Here is an 18494-nt window from a genome sequence, read left to right on the forward strand (position 1 = left end):
GATCAGAAAGGGATGTCGTCGTCCGATGTTTGGGTTTCCCTTGATTCGTCTGCTGGCGAAGGGAAACCAGTCTCCGATACTGCGACGGCTGCCGCCGGAGCATTCTGAACCGCCGGCTCACTGGCGGACTGATGAGTCCGGCCGTCCCTACCGGTTCGCCAGAGCTTCACGAGCGAGATCGTCTCGTTGTTCGGGAGGTTCTGCGGCGGAACCGCGCCGAACTGCACGAGCACCGGGAACGGCGTGAACTGGCCAGCGAGGACGGCGGTTCCGGTCGGCAGATGCGGCAAAGCCTCAATCGTCGCGCGGTCCGCGTACGCGACCGCGTTTCGGACGGCCTCGATGTCTCGCTCGTTCATCAGCCGATGCAAGACGTAGTTGTGGAGCTGCGAGAGGATTGTTTGCGAGATGTCCTGCGGGCGTTGGCTAGCAAGAAACAGGAAGGTCCCGAACTTACGTCCTTCCTTGACGATCTCCTCGAAGACCTCAAGCCGATAGTCCTTCCACGTTTCCGCTTCGCGCGCAGAGGCCCAGGACAACACGTTGTGAGCCTCGTCGATGATGAGGTGCAACGAGCTTTCGCCCCGGACAAGTCTCTTCTGGCGTTCATACTGCTCTTGCGCGACGAGGAGAGCGACGACTTTACGAAGTTCTGGACGAAGGTCTTTCAGCGACACGATGGTAAGCGAAGTCGCACCAACGTCGGTGCCGCCATCGTCTGATGCAAACACACCTTCGAGTTCGGTGCGCCGAGTGGCCAGCCGTGTGATCAGCGGTTTGATGTGATTTTGTTGGATCCAGCCCATTGCCGTTTGGCCCCAGTAGCTGAGGTAGAACATCCGGACAATCCTGGCGACGCCGCTTACAGGACCGGGGCCATCCTGTCGGAGATTGCTCACGATCTTCTCGGCCATCACTTTGGCTCTCTCGCTGTTATCTCCATAGTCGCCATCAAGCGTAAACGTGTCACCACGCGCGCTATGACCGATCCGGTTTGCGACGGCAAGTGCCTCGCCAAAATTTGAGAATGCTTTTTCGCCTACGAGATCACGGAGCCCTTGGACGAGGTCAGCGAAGAAGCCTTGATCGATCGAGTTGGATGAAGCTCGTATCGCAGTGCCGACGATACGCCGTATCTCTTCGACAAAACCCATCCCAGAAGTCTTGTTGGTGAGATAGTCGCTCGCGAGAGTCCGCTTCAAAAAGGGCGCTTGTGTCTTTTCGGTCGCATCAAGCAAGACTTCCCAAAACTCTGCTGTATGGAGATAGTCGTCGCTCACACGAATGCGATCCCCACCGGTGCCGCCTCCGAGAGTGATGCGAGTTACGCCGGCCTCAGCGGTGATGGGCTCGATCAGTTCCCCGGTGTCTCTGTCAGGCCAGCTGACGTACTCGCCGTTGAAGTCCAGAACCACGAAGCGGGAAGCTTGGAAGCCTGGTGCCGCGTGCCAGTCAGAGAAGACCTCATGAAGGAGCTTCACGAGGGTGTAGGACTTGCCGCTACCGGTATTTCCAAAGATCCCCGTATGGTTCGCCAAGAGCGCATTGACACCGATGCGGATCTCTTCTCCAGAGTCATCAGCCATCGTCCCGACCGTGACGGGCTCGTCGCTGTATCCGGCTCGCTCGACCCTCTTGACGAACGAATACAGCGCAATACGTTGGTCCCTGCTCGGGAGAAACGCCTCGCTACCAATGAGCGGGAAGTCACGAACTCCGACTCTGAAGCCGGCCCCTTCAAGTGATCCTACAAGTCTCAGCGAGAGTGCTCGCTCGGTTTCCCATGGTCGGTCTTTGCGAGGCCGCAACTCCTCATCTTCGACAACGCCAACGAGACGGTCGAAGCCTTTTTCGATGATGAGCCACGAACCGACCGAGACATTGCGAACCATCTCGCCCTGGTAAGCGAGATACGGAGTGTTCTTCTGCGCGTCGACCAGCACCTGCACTTTGCCGCCGCGTACAGCGACGACCTCTCCGACGCGGAAGATTGCCGCCGCGAGCGCGAGATCGCGGCCACCATCGTGTCTGGCACTCACGCTGTTTCTGCCTCGGCCTTCTCGGGAACGCTCGCGGGGTCGGCGACGGATCGCAGCAGGTGTCCGATGTCCCTGATTGTGAAGGTGTTGCCCTCGCCGGGGTCGATAATGACGATGTTGCGGTTCGGAATTTCGCATCCGGCAAGTGCGGCGCGCAGCTCGTCAATCTGCTTTGTCATATACGCGAAGACGAGAACAGTCAGCGTCGGGTTCTGACGGGCCGACCGTTCCAGCACGGTCCGGATGTGTTCATCACGACACGAAAAGCCCGCGACGATCAGGAGGGTCTCCTCGTACTCCAGCTCGTTCGCGAAGATCCGAAACAGATCGAAATAGGTCTGGTCGAGGACCGTATCGCCGAACTTCTGTTTGGTCGGGTTGATGATTGGCAGCTGTCTGTACGCACCCTGAAATTCGGCCCATTTGTCCAGGGTGTCCGGATCTGGCGCCCACGCCCGCAACGTCTCCAAGACCGGCTCAGAGCGATCCAGCGTTTCGAGACCAGTGGTCGCTCTGAGGTCGCTCCACCCGAGCCCCGTCAGCGCGTCACGAGCAGCATCAACGTGTCCGAGCGACGGATCACGACGTATATGGCGAGAGCCCTCCCCAGCCGAGAAGGCCCACGACAACGATCCGTGAATCTTGACGAGGTTGAAGACAGGTACGGTCGCGCGGTGCCGATAGAGACGGCTGACCCGCTCCATCACCGTCCCGTAGTTCGAGGGCGAGAACTGGGGATCGAGCGTGCCAGAAAAGCCGTCGTTCAGTTCGATTCCGATCTTGTCGGCTGCTGCTTCCACTGCGATGTCAATGTTCGTGGAGAAGAGATTCACGAACGCATCTCGCCCTCGCCCGCGGCTCAGGATGACGTGGTTGAGATCAGTCAGAAACGACTCGTACCCCGTGCGGACCTCACCTGCTTCTTCAGCTATGGATGCGCGAAGGTGGGCGCTGGCCTGGACTACTTCCACGAAAAACTGGGCGTAGACCGGCCAAGTCGCCTGTTCCTGGTCGGCAAGGTCAGTCAGGACTTCCTCGACAGATCCAAGGGGCCTGATGTATGGCGCAGATGCCCCAGCCCCGATCAGAACGTTCAGGTTGCAGCTCGTCAGGGTTCTCCGCAGTCTGGCTTTGAGATCCTCGCGCGTGGCTGTCCGGACTCTTGCCCCGTCCCCTATTCCCGGTTCCATATCCGAACCGTATCTGAGGTACGCCCACGGGCGGCACTCCAAACCGATGGGAAACCGAAAACCAGACTGGCCTTCGCACTAACATCCTTGCTGTGGAGCAACGAACAGGTGGCGGCGGCCACCGCGCGACGGCCTGGCCGGCGCCGATTTCTGCAACTTCACGCCGTCGAGTTGCAGAATCGCCGTGGATCGCCGGTTATCGACGATGATCCGCGCCGCCAGGCGCCGTACGGAGCACCACCATACGACCCATAAAAGCCCTGCAAATAAGCACTTCCAGACCCGATAGACCCCACGTCGAGCTGCCGATTGTGGTCCAGGCGGTCGCGCCGGCGTGTCACCGGCGCGACGCCGCTGTGCCTCGGCTACCTGCCATCGGTATGTGGGACCGGTAGCGGTTGAAGATGGAGACGACCCACCGCCCGGGGAGCCGCCCCGCTCACCGCCCCGCGAGCGCCCCGAGCACCACCGTCGCCACGAACGCCACCACCGCGACGACCCGCAGCAGCCACCCGCGCCGCGCCTCGTCGCGGCCGACCACCATGTCGCGGATCACCGTCGCCATCGCGACGACCGCCACCACGCACAGGACGATCGCGACCGCTTTCATGCAGCTCATCTACCCGCGCGCCGACGGAGCCGCCCGCGACCCAGCGCCAGGCGCAGCGCGACCGCGCGAGACAGAGGGCGCTGCCGAGACCGCCGCCGTCGCCGTGCGAGACGCTGCAGGCGGCCGAGGCCGGCCTCGCGCAGCAGCACGCCGCAGTCGACGCCGTCGAAGTGCAGCTCGCCTTCGCCGCACTGGAACGGGAACGGGCCGAGGGTGAGGGTCAGCTAGTGCGTCGTCGCCGGCGGCGCCGGGCCCAGCGGGTTGCGGGACCGGTAACGGTCACTTATGAAAACGCCTCTCCGACAGACGGAGCTTGGCTACGACGCTGACTTCTCGGCGCTGTTAGGGGTTGTCGCCTCGACGCTGGCGCGTCTCGTCCTGGGCACTTGCGACTATGCTCGCGCCGATGACTAGTACGCCCCCACTCGAAACGGATGACGCGATCGTTCTCGTCCTCGGGGCACCCGGCGGCAGAGAACCACCCGGCCGCCTCGACGGCGTCACGCGGCTTGAGAAGCTGATCTTTCTTCTCGAGCGAGAGACACCTGTCAGCAAGTGGATGACCGAAAGAGCTGATTTTCGGTCGTGGCGGTTCGGGCCGTTCTCCGCGAAGGTCTACGAGGCCGCTGACAAGTTGGCCGCCTATGACCTCCTCCGCGACTCGGCCAGACAAGCGAAGAGCGCTGAAGACGGCTGGGAATCGGTCAGCGCGCTCATGGACCGCGGTGACGTCGACCCGTACACCACTCGCGACTTCGAGTTGACCGAGCGCGGCATGGACTACTACAGAGCACTGTTGTCGGAGTTGCCGCCGGAAGCCGAGCTAGTGCTTCGCGACTTCAAGAAGAGATTCGCGTCGCTGCCGCTGCGCCAACTCGTCCGCTACGTGTACGAGCGCTATCCGCAGTTCACAGACAAGTCAGAGATCCGAGACGAGATCCTGGGACGTTGAGCCTCGACTCGGGGGAACAGGCCGGCGTCATCTGGGGCGGCGTCGCGGCGGTGCTGGTGTTGGGCGCGGGCATCTTCAAAGCTGCAAGAGCCCGAGGCGACATCCACAACGAATGGGACGCGCGCGTGAGACTCGCCGCCGCGGTCTTGAACGACAAGGCTGCCAACGAACTGCGAGAGCTCCGTGACGAGATCAACGAAATCCTTCCGCCAGACGAAGCTCCCTTTGACCCAGTCGACGTGATCGCCGATCTCAGCCCTCTGATCGCGCGAGCCGAACAGGCGACCGAGTATGGCGATGCTCGTGACAGGATGCTCAAGGCCCTGGACCGAGCAAAGAAGGTGGTCCATGTGCCGCTTATCGCGGGACTCACGTTGCTCCTCGTTGGGCTTGTCGCGCTCACCGCTTTCTATGCTGACGCGATCGACGTCCCGGGCATCGTCCGCCCGGTCGGCTTTGCCCTCGTCGGCGTCAGCGCTTTGATACTCGCCTTCGTCACCGGCATCTACACCGTCTGCCAGTCGCGCCTCTCTCGCGGAGAGATCCTCGCCGGCACTAGCGGGACCGACGCCGGAAGTCCGTCATGAGCCCTGAAGCGCAAGCGTTGCTCCTCCATCATCTGCCTCGGCCGAGCGACTTCAGCGAGGGCGAGTCCGCCTTGATGCCGACCCTCATGCGGTGGCTCGTCGCGACCGGCCGCCTTCGAACCCGAACTCTTGTCGCGCATGAGGTCCCGTGGCTCGGTCGTCGCGTCGACCTCGCTCTCCTCACGCAACGCGGTATGACCACTGCGTTCGAACTGAAGATCGGCCGCCTTCAACGCGTTCTGGAGCAGGGGGCGTACAACCGCTCCAGCTTCCACCGAAGTTGGGTGGTCACGGGGAACCGGCCCAAGCCCGACGGCATCGAGTGGGCACGAGAACTGGGTTTGGGTCTCATCGTGATTCAGAATGATGTGGCGATGCCGCTCGTCTCCCCGCTCCTACAGTCGCCGCCGGCGGCGGTAACACAACGCCTCCGCACGGCGATTCGATCACGAGCGGGCGAGCACTTCGCGTGACGCCGTTCGAGCATCCCTATGCGCATTACGTCGCGTACGGTTCGACGGACCAATCGACGTTTATCGCGCTTCGGCGAAGATACGACGGGCTCGTCGTTCCAGCGACTATCGCCGCGTACCAGCGGCACGGCACCGGCGGGTTTGTGCTCACGCTTTCGGCGACTTCGGACTCGCCGCCATACGTCATAGATCCTCGGTTTCCGCTCTTTCAACAAAAGCTGGTAGCGCCGAAGAAGTCACACGAGGCGTTAGCCGAACTGCTGGACGATCCTTCATTGGTCGTGGATCGCGGCGCGCCGCCCGCGACGAGCGCCTTCCCGGACGCGCGAGTGCAGCAGATTGCCCGAAAGTGGGTGGAGTTCAACACGGCGTACGAAACGGCCAATACAAACTCGTTCAGCAAGTACGCCAGACGGCTGAAAGAGCCGGTGAGAGAGGCAGACGCCAAGGGTCCGGAGGCGATCCTGCCGCCCTACTTTGCCTGCGGTGGGGTTGACGATCCGTGGTGGGAGCGGTCGAAGCTCTTATATGCCGAGACGTGCGCGGCAGCGAGAGAGACGGCATTGCCCTGCTATCGCGTGGTTTGCGCTGTCGACAGCAGCGTGTTGGACAGCCTGATCTCCGAACTCGCAAGACCGGAGCGGATCGTGCTTTGGGCGTCAGGTCTCGACGAGCACAACGTCGAGCCAGCCAAGTTGGTCGCCTATCGTGACGCGATCGTCAACGCCGCCGCACAGGGCCACGCGCCGTTCGGCCTCTACGGAGGGTTCTTCAGCGTGCTTCTCGGAACGTTCGGGCTGCGCGGCTCATCTCACGGAGTGGGATTCAGCGAGCATCGAGCCTGGGAGGAACTGCCTAGCGCGGGCGCAGCTCCAGCTCGCTACTACCTGCGCCGAGCCCACCGATATGTGATGCAGGATCTCGCTCAGCAGCTGCATGAGGCCAGCCCCGACCTCACCAGCTGCCCATGTCCTCATTGCAACGACCGCGCGCCCTTCGAGCTTGACTATCACGAGTTGATGAAGCACTCGGTCTGGTGCCGCGCCGAAGAGATCGCCGTCTGGGCGGCGATGGATACAGCGACTGCGGCGGATGCGTTGCAGAACGAATTTCAAGCGCTGACGATTGAGATCAACCAGGCGCAGGGCATAGCTCCGGCCACCAAGAAAAAGGCGCGGAGATCAATCGAGCACCTGCCTAGATGGGTAGCCGCGCTCTCGTGATGCCCTACGGACTGCCTCCGCTGCCCAGACCCGCGCTGCGGGACCATCCAGCAGTACGCGCCTTGGTCGCAGGCATCGTGCCAGATGCCGAGCCGGTGGTGCTTGAGCCAAGACCCTTTAGAGGCTGCAAGCCGCGCGAGTGCGTTTTGAATGCCGCCAGTTGCGCCAGAGAACGCGGCGGAGCTGTCGAGTACGGCTGGGCTCTCTGGGAGACGTTTCCAGGAGTCATGATCGAAGCCGAGTTCCATGCGGTCTGGCGCGACTCGCGAGGGCGTCGTCGCGATGTGACGCCACCTTCAGTCCCAGTTGGACGCGTTGTTTTTCTGCCGGATCCGCAGCTCAGCTTTGACGGCCGACAGATCGACAACTTCCGAGTCTCGCTCGTCGACGACCCGTTGGTCGACGACTTCATCGCGGCGGCAGAAGCGTATTTCGAGGTAACGAACAGAGGCAAGCTGGCAACCGAATACGGCAGACTTAGAGTGACCCCGGAGATCGCGGCAGCTAGAGAACGCTGGTGGGCAGCCGAGCGTCGAATGGTCGCCAAGCACTACGACGTCACGTTGCCGGAGAACATGCCGTAGCCCGGCTCGCGCGCGAGCTGCGTTCGGCGGCAAAGCCGAAGACGATCTACGCCGATCAGGTCGCTGAAGCGGCGCGTCAGCCCTAGTCGCGCACTGCCAGCTCGGTTTGTCGCATCGTGGAAGAGACGATCATCGATCGGCGAAGCCGGCGAGGTGTTCTACGGAGTCGGGTTTACGACGCGCGCGTCGAGCTGCCTGAATCGAGCGGTACTGCATCCGCGTAGGTATTCGCTAAAGTGTTCTCATGCTCGCTCGCCGACGCCAACCTCGCGCCGACTCGCTGCCGACCGCGATCGGCGAGATCCTCGACAAGTTCGAGGTGCCGATCCCGACATCCGCCATGCGGTTGCTTCTCGGCGCGCGACTCGGCGAGCCGGTAGCCGCAGGCCGCCTCTCGCGCATCGCAGCGTTCGAGCGTGACGCGTTCCTGCGTACCAATCTGCCGCCTCGGCTCTGCTGCGCGATCGACGCCGACGCGGCCGCGATCTCGCCACGGATCTGGGCACGTGGCAGCTGGCGCCTGCAGCGGCGCGTAATGACCGACGACGTCGTCTCGATCTGGAGTGCCGCCCTCGCGGAGCGCCTCTGTGCTGACCTGAGCCAGCAGACGGGCAGCGTCGACGGTCAGCTCGCCCAGCTCGCGGTCGCCGCGGCCGCGCGTGTGATCGGCCCCGCCCGCACCTTCGCGCCGACGAGTAGCGACGAGTGGCTCGAACTGCGCGCCGGCGTCGTGCAGGCCGAGGGAAGCGTCATCAACAACCGCGCCGGCGCCACACCGCAGCAGGTAGGCGCCGAGACGGCGTTCCAGAGAGCCAACCTGCCGGGGGTGCGGCTCTACTTCGGCACCGAACTGCCAAGCTGAACGTGGCAGGCCGATGCCAACAGCCCGCAACGCCGGCGAGCTGAGGAGCGGTGCCGGGCGAGGACGCGATCTACGCCGCGCCGCCGGACGAGTTCGTCGCGGCACGCGACGCGCTCGTCAAGCTGTTCCGCGCGGCCCGTTCGACCCCGGCGCGCCGCTCGAGGACGGCCGGCCTCTGTCGCAAGCCGCGGCCGAGGCGGCGGGCTCGCCGGCGCGATGCGAGAGTGTGAGCGAGCCGAGGCCGGCTTTATCCTGTCCCGATCGTCGTCGAGAACGACGAGCACGTCGACCCGTTCAACTACGGCGTCCACGCCTCGTGTCATCGGGGAAATCGTCCAGTCGCACCGCCGAGTTTCCCGGTATACACGAGAAAATGACCGCATCTGCGTCCCGCTCCTGCGCCACAATGTCAGGAGTCCTGAGCATTGGGCTCGGGCGATCGAAGGGGACTCTCGATGTTGGTGGAACCGAACTTCTGGATGGCCGTCTGCGTGCTCGCTCTAGTCGGCCTGCCGCTCCTCTACAAAGGCTGGCGAGAGAGCCCGCGCCGTTCTCTCGAACGTCATCTTGTCGAACGCGCCAAAGCGCGCGACCGACCACGCCTAGGCCCCTGACGCCAGCCCACACAGCGGCGGTTCCCGCCCGGCCCCGGCGCCGGGCGGGAACCGCCGCAGATTGCCGCGGCGCCGCAGCACGCGCCCGGCCGGCGGCCCTGCCACTCTTGGCGCGGAGTGGCAGAATCGCCCACAATCGCCATGAATCGGACAGCATCCGACCGAACCTGCAGCACGCCCGAATGAACCGAAATTCCTGCAAATCAGGACTTTCTGATCACCGCGAGCGGCTAGACCGCACCCAGGAGGTCGTGCACCGCGGGACAACGCGAATGTTGCGCACGGGACTGGGGGGCGAAGTTTGAGTGCATCGCCCTCTATAGAGCGTGTATTCCCACATACGCCCCGATTTTGAGCAGCAGAGGTCGCGTCCTTTAGATCGCCGAGAGGCCGAGCGGTCACCCTCGTCGAATCAAGCTTCGGAGCCGATGCCTCCAGACGTGATGGGGCTGCTTGCCGAGCTGATGACGGCAGCATCTCCAGGTGTGCGCTTCACGCCGGTGTTGCGACGGTCGTCACCACGTCACCGGCGTGGGTTCAGCGCGTGAAGCACCGTCCGGTTTGTCGTGTGGGTTCCTGGAGTCGATGTACTCGACCAAGAGCCGCTCGGACACGTAGGCGCCGGCTGCTGGCCCGCGCACCCGGCTCGGTCTGACCCAGATGGCGTGGATCGCGGCCTCGGCGATCTGACGGCGAGCCGTCCACTCAAGGTCGTCCAGCCGCACCTCGAGATCGGAGGCGATCTCGGCAGCGTCGCCGAGCCGTGCAGCACGCGCGGTTGCGAGCGCGTCTTCGGTCTCGTCACGCCGGCGAGCGCGTGCCTTCAACCCTTCTCGATAGTCAGCGTCTCCGATCACCTCACGAAGGTCGGTGTCGTCGCGCCAGGCGACGAACTCTTTTTCGGCCCGATTCTTGTCGGCTGCGAGCTTCTCGATCGTCCCGTCGTCGTCGCGCTCTGCTCTGAGACGCCACCATGCGAGCCGCGCGTCGAGGAGTCTCGTCACGTAGTCGTCGAGCAGGTGAGCACCCACTGCGACGGCTCTGCAGCCGACGATCGCGCACCCGTAGCTGACGTATCCGGTGTTGTTCACCTCTCGGGTGAGCACGCGCCTGCAGCGAGCGCAGCGAGCGAGCCCGGCAAAGGTGCGGTCGTTGTAGGCTCGAGCGTCGTCTCGTATGCCTCTGACGGCGTTCGCCTTCTGCCACAGGTGGACGTCGACGATCGGCTCCCAGGCATTCTCGAGCCGGAGGCCGAACGGGCCGTTCCAGACGCCAATGAGGGACTCGCTCTGAACGATCCCAATGAGCGTCGTCTTCGACCATCGTGTCTTGCCAGTCGGTGTCGGAATCTCATCGCGGGTGAGTTGCGCCGCGATGGCTGCCCAGCCTCTGCCGGAGGCGCGCAGCGTCACGATGCGTTGGGCGACGAGCACCGTCTCGGGATCGTGGACAAGACGGCCGGTCTCGTCCTTCATCAGACCGTACGAGGTCCGTTTCGCGAAGAGTCCGCGCTCGGCCGCGTTGCGGATGGCGAGCTCGAACGACTCGGCGGCGGTGGCGCGTTGCCATTCCGCGATGACCAGGATCAGGCCGAGGTGGAGCCGGCCGGTGGCGGAGTACGGATCGACGTGTTCCTTGACGCTGACGACGCGGCCGCCGAGTCTGTCGATCTTCTCGATCGCCGCCATCCCCCCTACGGCGGTCCGGGAGAACCGGTCGAGGCAAGCCACGACGATTCCGCCGGTCTGCCCCTTCTCCAGGCGGTTGATCGCGGCGCGGAGGCCTCTGCGTTCCATCGTGCCGCCTGAGCGGCTCATATCGGTATGCCAGCGGAGGATCCGCGCGTCGTTCTCGCGAGCCCACCGCTCGATCGCCTTTCTCTGCTCTCCCGGAGAGATGAACCGCTCGCCTGTGCGTCTCCCACGTCGGCTGACGCGTATGTAGCCGTCGAGCGTCGAGTTCGTGGTCATCGTCCTGCGGTCTTCAAGCTGCAACATCGCCGCTCCCGCCCCTTATGGGGTGCGTGTTCGGTTGCAACCCAGCTGTCTGAAGCCCCAGATCGTCTTCAGCAGCTCGTCCTTCGTCCAGACACGGGTGGCATCCGAGACGAGCGTGCGCAGCAGCGCGTACTCCTTCTGCGACAGCGGCAGCAGCCGGCCGTTGAGGTGGACCGTGCGCGCCGCCGGGTCCAGCTCCAGCGGCCCGACGCGCAATCGGCCGGCTCGTGACCGTTCCGTGCGGCGCAGCAGGCCGCGCACGCGCGACAGCAGGGGCTGCTTCTAAGTTCGCGTTCCCCGCCGCAGCGAACGTTTCAGGTAGGAATCACAGTCGAAAATCGTGCTCCCCACAAACGTTCACAGGTTCTGCTGCGATATCGGCTGCTTATCCACAAGTCACGGGACGGGCCGGCGCCGTCTCGGGCCGTGTTCAGGATGGTCCCGCATCCACGCTTCCACCGCGCTTGGCTCCCACCAGATTGCTTTGAGCCTTGGCTGGCTCGGTGGAGGAAGAGTTTGCGGTGCTCGGCTACGTCGGTGGCGGATTGCGTCAGGGCTGATTCTGAAGCGGTGCGCGAGGTCTTCAACCGTAAGTACGCGGGTAGCGAACTGGTCCGCCGTACTGGTGATGGGTTCGCCGCGCTGGAAGCGGTGTACATCATCGAGAAGCCAAAGCTTCTGGATGCCGATTCTCGCTACCGACGGCGGAAAGCCCTCTCGTGTCGTGAGCCCGCGAGCGTCGGGGCGACTTCGGTTGGTCAGCCGGGCGATGCCGTCCAGCGTTACCAGCTCAGTGCCGTCGACGGTGATCACCGTGCCGTCGAGTATGTCGGCTGGGGCGTCGCCTGCCATTTCGCGTTCAACAGTCTCGACCGCGAGCGGGAATCGCATTCCGCGCGCTGCTTCGATGCCGCCGCCGAGAAGGTGTTTCAGCTCGTCCCCTCGTATCTCGTTCTGGCTTTCCGCCCAGCGACTGTACGAACCCATGCCCCGATGTCTCGGCCCGGATTCGAGCCAGAGACGCAGCGACTCGCTCGCCGGCCGGCGATCAGTGCTCGCGTGATCTCGAACGATCTTGAGTGCGCGATCACCGGGAAGAGAGTGCGCCTGCCCTCCGAGAAAGACACGCATGGCGGTCTTCCACGAGCCCCACGCGCGGTTGACTCTCTGCCAGTTCCAGTCCAACCCGAGCTGGCGATTGGCGGCGTTGAACTGCTTGGCCGTGATCGGTCTGTCCAACGGCAGATCAAGCGCCTCGTAGACATCGAAGATCGCTTTATAGGCCGCCGCCATCCGCTCAGCCTGAAGCCGCTCCGCTGACTTCTCCGGCCGATCAGCGAACGCATTCGCAAGCCGCACGAGCACCATGCCCTGGTCATGCAGCGGCAGCAGCTCGATCCGCCGCAGCACTTCGGACAGCTCGCGCGAGTCTCGCGGTCCCAGGCCCTGTCTGCGGTGTTGTCTGCCGCTGCTGCTCATGCCGGCGCACAGCATGTCGAGTCGGGCTGAGCAGCGCAGCAGGTTTGCTGGCTTTACCTGCTTACAGGTAACCAGGTGCCTTCCACCCAGCCTGCTTCTCTGACGCCGGTCCCGAGCGGCCACGCGACCGCGGTTGACGCGCTGCTGATCCTGTTCGAGGCGCTGTCACCCGCCGACCGCGACGACGCGTTCCGCCGCCTCGCGATCGTCCACACCCGCCACCAGGCCGAGACCGACACCGACACGCAGCGGATGCTGCGCTCCCTGGAGCTGGTCGGACAGGCCGCCGGACGCACCCCGCCGACGATCACCGACTACCGCAGATACGGCCCGAGACTCGCTGCCGACGGGCTGCCGGTCGTGGCGTTCAACGAGCTGTACGCCCACTTCGACCGCGCCTGGCCGCGCGTCGAGTACGCCTTCGGCCTCATCAGAACCACCAGCCCCCGCCGCATCGAAGCCCGCCTCCTCGCCCGTCGCACTGGCAAGGTCTGGCGTTACACCGAACACCATCTCGCCGACGCGCTCGACGCCTGCTCGCAGTGGTGGGCGGCCCGGGCCGGACTGTCGGCCGGCGAGAGATTCGCGCCGCTGGTCAGCGAGTTCGAGTTGTGGCGCGAACACGAGCTGGAGTTGGCTCGCGGTCGCGGCGACCACGGCCATCATCTCCCCAGCCCCAGCCCGTACCGCCGCCGCTACGACAGCTGGGAGAACGCGCTCGTGCACTTCGGCTTCACCCCCGACCAGCTCGCCGAACGCCTCGCCCGCATCCCTGAACCGGTCGCCCCGGTCATGCCGACCCGCCCGATGCCCGACGGTCTGCCCGAGCCCGTCGAGCTGCCCGACCACACCCCCGACGGCCTCGACCCCGCAGCCGTCGACGCGGTCCGCGCCGCCTACCGGGAACTCCCCACCCGCAGCCGCTACGTCCTCACGCAGCGCCTCGGCCTCAGCGTCCCGGCGAGAGAGCTGAAGGAGGTCGCGCCCGACCTGAATCTGACTCCAAGCGGCGTACACGTGATCGAACGCAAGGCGCTGGGACTCCTTCAGGCGGCGTGCTCGAAACCGGGCCAGCTGACCGACAGAGAGTGGGTCCGGCACGTCCTGCGACAGCTGACCGCGTAGACGGCGGGTCGGGACTGCCGGCGGTTCGCCGCCGTGGGACTCGTGGTTGCTGCCAGCCACGGCGTCTTCGTTTACGGAAATCGTCGCTGCGAAGCTGGACGTGATCCACCCATTCCGGTGTCTTCGTCGCTGACGAGCGAGCGGATCTTCGGGGTCAGATAGATCCTCTGGCCAACAGCACAAGCGAAGCTTCGTCGTCCCCCAGCGCTGCGAAGCTGTCCGGCTCAGAAAGCCGTTCAATGCGCTGTTGCAGCCAGGTGTGGCCGCACAACTTCTCAAGCTCCTCCCACCAGAGCTTGTGGACGGTGCCGTCCTGTCCTTGGAACGAGATGACGGGCAGTTCGGAGAGGATCCGCACCATCAGCGTGTTGTCTTCAAGCTTGGGCAGGACCCGAGCGGAGTCACCGTCTACGACTTGCAGGAATCTGAGCAGCTCGAACGCCGCAGGCTCGGCAGCCAGATCTGCGGGCACGACGCCGTGCATCTCGTCGCGAAGAGCTTGCCGACACTCGACATCCGTTCTGTCAGACAGCGTCGGATCGTCCACTGGCTCGTCTTCGGCTGACGGCATGCCACGACCGAACCACTCGATCACGCAGTATCTCGCGCTCAGAGAAGGGGCCGCGTAGAACAAGCCACGGGCGTTGTCCTCAAGGGACTCCATGTCGTTCGTCAACAACTGCTCGATCGCGTCAGACAGCGGTCGCACCATGATGCGGCTCGCCTGAGCTGCCGGCGACAGATGATCGCCGGCTGACCTCAGCACCTCAACGGCAAGGGCCACACCCTGTCCTATGGAGAAGTGCTCGCGATAGTCGAGGATGCTCGCGATCGCATCGCCAAAGGCATCGGGGTTGGCGGTAGCAAGCGCCGCGCCGAAGGCTGACGGATCGTCAGCCAGCGAGAACAGATGGTCCGTGAAGTCGGCGGAAAGCTGATCGTCAGCAAGCGACGCGTGGATGTACTTGCTGAAGACATCTCCGTCAGACACACGCCGCTCTCGACGCTCCGTCAACGACATGTCGCGACCGGTGCCGAGGTCGAGTGCGATCGCTGGGAACAGCTGTCCCAGCAGATCTCTCGACGTACCGACGTACGTGGACGCGGCAAGCAGCTCCTCCAGCCGCCGCTCGCCTTCTGCATCGCCTTTTCTGATTCCCTCACTGAACAGATCCGCCAAGAACGGCAGCTGAGCGTGTACATCCGGCTCCAGGACCCGCAGAGCTTCCAGGAGGATGATGTCCGCGAGCGCAATCTCGCTGCCGTGGAGATAGACGCCAGCGGCGACCGCGTTCGCCACCCGCTTTGCCTCCCGAGGAGTGCCAATCCGCTTGATCAGGAGCACCATGATGGTGCTCCATTCATGCTCGGCGGTCTGCGGTCCGCTGTACTCGACGCACGCTGCTTCGAGTTCGTCGAGCACGAAGTCCCACATCTCGCCCCTGCGTGCCAGCGGCACGCTGTGCTCGCTCTGGACGATCTTCTCCATGTACGCACGGCCTCGCTCACGCGCCCGAGCGGGATCGGTCTCAGGAGAGCCGAGCACCTGCTCGACTCGCTCCTTATCGAAGGAAAGGATGTAGCTGATCCGCGGCAGGTCTCCGACGACCTTGACGAGCCGAACGACCGCGCGGATATCGTCGTCGGACAGCCGGTCAATGTCGTCGAGGAAGACGACGATGCGACCGTCAAACTCTGTAAGGGCCTCGATCAGTCTCTCGCGCTGATCATCAAGCGTCGGGGTGTCGCCTCTGGCCGTCGCCTCTGCCATCTGCTGCACGATGCTCAGCGCCGCCTCACCCGGACTGCCCACAAGCGGCACGAACTTGGCGGCGCTGGAGAGCGCCCCAGCATACGCAGCAACGCGCTCCGCCACTCTCTTGAATCTCTGGTCCCGTCTGCCGAGAACGCCGCCCAGCTCGATGAAGAACCGAAGGATCAGGTCATCTGCGCCGAAGAACGTCCATGGGTTGAAGCTGATGGGCACACACGTCGGGTCGCCTCGAAGCTCCTCCATCGCCATGTTGGCGATGGAGGTCTTCCCAGATCCCCATGCGCCGCAGATGGCGATCACGTTTCCGCCCTCTGCGGAGGCCACACGAGCCTCCGCTGCGATCCGCGCGGCGATCGGACCACGACGGAACCGATCCTGCTTCTTCCCGCGGATCGCGGCGTCGCTCAGCGAACGCGCGCTCTGAGACTCAGCGCTCATCCGACGCTTACTGCAAGTGCCAGCGGCCCCGGCGGTCCTTCTTGGAGCACGAGTAGCCGTACTTGCGGTAGTCGCTCTCGTAGCGCTTGGCGCAGTACTGGCCGCGGGCGATGCATCTGGACTGCCCGCCGATCTTCGCGCGCGTGCATGCAGCCTGCGCGACCGGACTGTCCTTCGACGGCGCGGCTGCGACCGGCACCGCCGGCACGACCGCGATCAGGCTCGCGCCCGCGAGCACCCCGATAAGACGACGACGCATCCCTGCCCCTTCCCTGGTGTCCCGGCGCGCCTGGCAGCACGCCCGTTCACCAAAAATCTAGGAGTCAGACCGCGCCGCCGCAACCAGGAACCGACATTCCACTCACACTCTCTCCGTGCGGTGCGTCTCCCAGGTCGTCGTGATCGGCTTGCAGCGGAAGATCGGCGAGCTGGTCGAACGGCCGTCGTAGAGGCCGGCGGTGATCGTGATCCGCCCATGCGCGGCGCCCGAGTTGATGTTCGTGAAGCGGCCCCGGACCGTCCAGGTCCAGCGGCCGTAGGCGCCGTCGTCGCTGGCTTTCATCCAGCCGTCGCCTCTGCCGGAGAACGCGCCGCGACGGTCGAGTCTCAGCCACTGGTCCGATATGACGGTGCTGGTCCAGAAGGGGCCGGCGATCGGCCCGCAGGGGCCGTTGCCGGCGCCGACGAAGTAGCCCGGCTCGACGTTGACCAGGTGGCGGTCGGCGGTGGTGTACAGCCAGAACGGCGGGCGATGTCTGCCGTAGTGGATGCCGCCGCCGTGGGCGTCGGTGGCGACGGGGCCGCGTCGTCTGCCGCCGGCCGCGCTCGCCGGCACGGCCGCCAGCAGCAGCACGACGAAAGCGGTCATGAAGGCGGCGATGCGGTGTCGGGTCGGGTGGGTCAAGTCGTCCTCCAGGTGGGTGTTCGAGCAGGGGGTGTCGTGCCGACCGAAGCACGCCCGCGCAGGCGGTGCGCCGGACGGCACGACGGGTGTGGTTGGTTGCCAGGTGGGGCTGGCAGACGGGTGTCAGCGCGGCGGTCGGCCGCGCTGTTCGAGGTAGTCACGCAGCACCCGCGCGAGCGTGTTGCTGCGCGTCTGGAACGCGAGCTGGGCGAAGTCGTCCAGCTCGCCCAGCCCCAGCTCGGTGACCATGACGCCGAGGTCGGCGGCGCCGTCGGCGCGGAAGACGACGGCGTCGGCCAGCTCGATCACCGCGAGCGAGCCGAAGTCTCTGGACTGGCGTATCTCCCACAGCACAGCCAGGCGCCGGCGGTCGGGGAACAGCAGATCCAGGCGCACGAGCGCGGGGCGGTCGGGGTCGGGCTGGTCGAGGACGAGCATGCGCCAGTCGGCGACCATCGCCGCCAGGTCGCCCGGCGTCAGGTCTCGCACCCAGGCCGCTTCGGCGGGCAGTCCGACGACGGGCACGACGGCGCCCGTGTCCTGCAACTCCGACGCCCCGGCCGGCACGGTGTTGTCGCGCATGCCGGTGACGCTGCTGTCGTACTCCAGCGGCGTGACGGTCATCGGCTCGTCTCCGAGCAGCCACAGAAGGCGGCGCAGTCGGTGAGGGTGCTGAGCAGCAGCGGCCCGCGCATCAGGGCGGCCAGCTCGTGGTAGGCGTCGAACTCGCCCAGACACAGCCCCTTCACCGTCAGGCCGGTATGGGCGTCCTGGGCGTGTTTGAAGCCGACGACGCCGATCAGCGCGATCAGCCCCAGCACCACGAAGTCCTCCGGCGCGCGGACCGTCCACAGCACGGTCAGGTGGCGGGGGTCGTTGGGGAAGGTGAGGTCGAGGCGGACGAGCGCGGGGCGCTGGAGGTCGAGCTGCGCGGGGATCAGGATCCGCCAGTCGCCGATGGCGTAGAACGCGTCCAGCATCGCGATCTCGCCGATCCACTCGGCCTGCGGCGCGAGCCGCACGACGGGTACGGCGGCGAGGATGTCGCTGGCGGCGACCAGTTCCCAGCTCAGCGCCGGCAGCGTCTCGGCGCGCAGGTCCGGCGCCTGCTGGTCGTAGCGCTCTTCAGACACGGTGGCGCTCATCGGGCCAGGCCTCGCTGGGTCGGGATTCCGATTCGGCCGGCTCTGGCGTCTCTGCGGACTTCGCTGTGGCAGATGACGAAGAGGTTCCAGACCTCGTGCATCGGGATGCCGAGGGCTACGAGGAGTCGGGTGACGCTGCCGAGGTTGGGGTTGGTTTCGGCGCGCTCGACGCACCCGACGTAGTTGCGATGCAGGTTCGCGCGATAGCCGAGCGCCTCCTGACTGAGCCTTCTGCGCGCCCGCAACGCACGAATCGTGCGACCCAACGCAAGCGCGAACGCCTGCGACGGCGTCAGAAAGACAGGCGGCCCTCCGCTGCGCCTGCGCGCAGCACGTCTCGACGACATGGCGGCCCTCCGGGACCTTGAGATGAACGGGTTCGCCACGCGCCGGCCGGCAGCAGGCCCGCCAGTGATACCGCCCCCAACTGGCACCCCACCAGCCCCACAATGCAGCCATTTCGCCCGTCGTACGACCCACGAACACGCACCTGCCGGC

General features: G+C 65.1%; 19 protein-coding genes. 7 read left to right on the forward strand and 12 right to left on the reverse strand.

Features of this window, described 5'->3' with window-relative positions; translation table 11 throughout:
• Positions 1-2: 2 nt before the first annotated feature.
• From Q7L73_RS07495 to Q7L73_RS07505, 3 genes are all read right to left on the reverse strand, one after another.
• Complete coding sequence (locus Q7L73_RS07495; protein ID WP_304687768.1) at positions 3-2039, reverse strand: ATP-binding protein; 2037 nt, start codon at positions 2037-2039, stop codon at positions 3-5.
• Complete coding sequence (locus Q7L73_RS07500; protein ID WP_304687770.1) at positions 2036-3010, reverse strand: hypothetical protein; 975 nt, start codon at positions 3008-3010, stop codon at positions 2036-2038. Before Q7L73_RS07500 ends, Q7L73_RS07495 begins: the two co-directional genes overlap by 4 nt.
• Positions 3011-3668: 658 nt before the next feature.
• On the reverse strand, positions 3669-3839 hold the full coding sequence (locus Q7L73_RS07505; RefSeq protein ID WP_304687772.1) for a hypothetical protein: 171 nt from the start codon (positions 3837-3839) through the stop codon (positions 3669-3671).
• A gap of 406 nt (positions 3840-4245) precedes the next feature.
• Between Q7L73_RS07505 and Q7L73_RS07510 the strand changes: the two genes are divergently transcribed.
• From Q7L73_RS07510 to Q7L73_RS07535, 6 genes are all read left to right on the forward strand, one after another.
• The gene (locus tag Q7L73_RS07510) at positions 4246-4791 is read left to right on the forward strand and encodes a hypothetical protein (RefSeq protein ID WP_304687773.1); all 546 of its coding nucleotides are present in this window, start codon (positions 4246-4248) and stop codon (positions 4789-4791) included.
• Positions 4788-5378 (forward strand): hypothetical protein, encoded by a 591-nt coding sequence (locus Q7L73_RS07515; protein ID WP_304687775.1) that lies wholly within the window; start codon positions 4788-4790, stop codon positions 5376-5378. Before Q7L73_RS07510 ends, Q7L73_RS07515 begins: the two co-directional genes overlap by 4 nt.
• Positions 5375-5851: a hypothetical protein gene (locus tag Q7L73_RS07520; RefSeq protein WP_304687777.1), complete on the forward strand. Its 477-nt coding sequence runs from the start codon at positions 5375-5377 to the stop codon at positions 5849-5851. The genes Q7L73_RS07515 and Q7L73_RS07520 overlap by 4 nt, the downstream gene beginning before the upstream one ends.
• Entirely contained in the window at positions 5848-7074 is a 1227-nt protein-coding gene (locus Q7L73_RS07525) for a hypothetical protein (protein ID WP_304687779.1), read from the forward strand. Before Q7L73_RS07520 ends, Q7L73_RS07525 begins: the two co-directional genes overlap by 4 nt.
• A 227-nt stretch (positions 7075-7301) precedes the next feature.
• Positions 7302-7658 carry a hypothetical protein gene (locus Q7L73_RS07530; RefSeq protein WP_304687781.1) on the forward strand — a complete coding sequence of 119 codons (357 nt, stop codon included), beginning with the start codon at positions 7302-7304 and terminating at the stop codon, positions 7656-7658.
• 244 nt (positions 7659-7902) lie between these two features.
• Complete coding sequence (locus tag Q7L73_RS07535) at positions 7903-8520, forward strand: hypothetical protein (protein WP_304687783.1); 618 nt, start codon at positions 7903-7905, stop codon at positions 8518-8520.
• Between the two features lie 1129 nt (positions 8521-9649).
• On the opposite strand, the gene Q7L73_RS07540 is transcribed toward Q7L73_RS07535, so the two are convergent.
• From Q7L73_RS07540 to Q7L73_RS07550, 3 genes are all read right to left on the reverse strand, one after another.
• A complete protein-coding gene (locus Q7L73_RS07540; RefSeq protein ID WP_304687784.1) occupies positions 9650-11131 on the reverse strand; it encodes a recombinase family protein in 1482 nt (493 codons plus the stop codon).
• Between the two features lie 15 nt (positions 11132-11146).
• Positions 11147-11347, reverse strand: a complete 201-nt coding sequence (locus tag Q7L73_RS07545) for a winged helix-turn-helix domain-containing protein (RefSeq protein ID WP_304687786.1) — start codon at positions 11345-11347, stop codon at positions 11147-11149.
• 180 nt (positions 11348-11527) lie between these two features.
• Positions 11528-12610, reverse strand: coding sequence for an AlpA family transcriptional regulator (locus tag Q7L73_RS07550; protein ID WP_304687788.1), 1083 nt, complete (start codon positions 12608-12610; stop codon positions 11528-11530).
• 75 nt (positions 12611-12685) lie between these two features.
• Between Q7L73_RS07550 and Q7L73_RS07555 the strand changes: the two genes are divergently transcribed.
• Positions 12686-13735 carry a hypothetical protein gene (locus Q7L73_RS07555; protein WP_304687790.1) on the forward strand — a complete coding sequence of 350 codons (1050 nt, stop codon included), beginning with the start codon at positions 12686-12688 and terminating at the stop codon, positions 13733-13735.
• A 154-nt stretch (positions 13736-13889) separates the two neighbouring features.
• Here Q7L73_RS07555 and Q7L73_RS07560 read toward each other — a convergent pair whose 3' ends face one another.
• The 6 genes from Q7L73_RS07560 to Q7L73_RS07585 form a co-directional block, all read right to left on the reverse strand.
• Complete coding sequence (locus tag Q7L73_RS07560) at positions 13890-15947, reverse strand: P-loop NTPase fold protein (protein ID WP_304687792.1); 2058 nt, start codon at positions 15945-15947, stop codon at positions 13890-13892.
• Positions 15948-15954: 7 nt separating this feature from the next.
• Complete coding sequence (locus Q7L73_RS07565) at positions 15955-16206, reverse strand: hypothetical protein (protein ID WP_304687794.1); 252 nt, start codon at positions 16204-16206, stop codon at positions 15955-15957.
• A 102-nt stretch (positions 16207-16308) separates the two neighbouring features.
• Positions 16309-16815 (reverse strand): hypothetical protein, encoded by a 507-nt coding sequence (locus Q7L73_RS07570; RefSeq protein WP_304687796.1) that lies wholly within the window; start codon positions 16813-16815, stop codon positions 16309-16311.
• Between the two features lie 159 nt (positions 16816-16974).
• Positions 16975-17475, reverse strand: a complete 501-nt coding sequence (locus tag Q7L73_RS07575) for a hypothetical protein (protein WP_304687798.1) — start codon at positions 17473-17475, stop codon at positions 16975-16977.
• Complete coding sequence (locus tag Q7L73_RS07580) at positions 17472-17996, reverse strand: hypothetical protein (RefSeq protein WP_304687800.1); 525 nt, start codon at positions 17994-17996, stop codon at positions 17472-17474. The genes Q7L73_RS07575 and Q7L73_RS07580 overlap by 4 nt, the downstream gene beginning before the upstream one ends.
• Positions 17993-18343, reverse strand: coding sequence for a helix-turn-helix transcriptional regulator (locus Q7L73_RS07585; protein ID WP_304687802.1), 351 nt, complete (start codon positions 18341-18343; stop codon positions 17993-17995). Before Q7L73_RS07585 ends, Q7L73_RS07580 begins: the two co-directional genes overlap by 4 nt.
• Positions 18344-18494: the final 151 nt, after the last annotated feature.

Source organism: Conexibacter sp. CPCC 205762 (assembly GCF_030646155.1).
GTDB lineage: Bacteria > Actinomycetota > Thermoleophilia > Solirubrobacterales > Solirubrobacteraceae > Conexibacter.